This window comes from Fervidicola ferrireducens, from assembly GCF_001562425.1.
GTDB classification, from domain to species: Bacteria; Bacillota; Thermosediminibacteria; order Thermosediminibacterales; family Thermosediminibacteraceae; genus Fervidicola; species Fervidicola ferrireducens.
Genome location: NZ_LOED01000103.1, coordinates 1 through 537 on the forward strand (window position 1 = coordinate 1; position 537 = coordinate 537).

The window sequence follows — 537 nt, forward strand, 5'->3', positions numbered from 1 at the left end:
GGTATTATCTCGTGCACCAGGTCCGTGGCGTTCGGACCCATAATTGCTGCCCCCAGGATTTTATCCGTGTCCTCGTCGGCGATTATCTTGGCAAAGCCGGTTATCTTCCCTGCCGCCTGGGCCCTTCCCAATCCTCTAAAGTAGAACCTGCCTATTTTTACCTTAAATCCGGCTTTCCTGGCTTCTTCTTCGGTCATCCCGACCGCCCCTATTTCGGGGTCGGTAAATACTCCCCGGGGCACTGCGCTGTAGTCCATGCGGCTTTCTTTTCCCATTATGTTTTCCGCCGCGCAGATTCCCTCAAAGGAGGCTACGTGGGCGAGCTGCAGGCCGGGCACCACGTCGCCTATGGCGTATATGCCTTTTGCACTGGTTTCCATGTGTTCGTCTACGATTATCCTCCCTTTTTCTACTTTTATGCCTAAAGCTTCCAGGCCTAGGTCTTCTATTTGGGCTTTCCTTCCCGTTGCTACCAGCATTATCTCGGATTCGATTTCTTTTCCGCTGTCAAGGACTGCCACTACTTTGTCTTCTTTT

The 537-nt window shown here is 52.1% G+C and carries 1 protein-coding gene; it reads right to left on the reverse strand.

What is annotated here, in order from left to right; all coding sequences use genetic code 11:
• Window positions 1-521 (reverse strand): FAD-dependent oxidoreductase (locus AN618_RS12495; RefSeq protein ID WP_245628543.1); only part of this gene is annotated, 521 nt, incomplete at its 3' end.
• Window positions 522-537 lie beyond the last annotated feature (16 nt).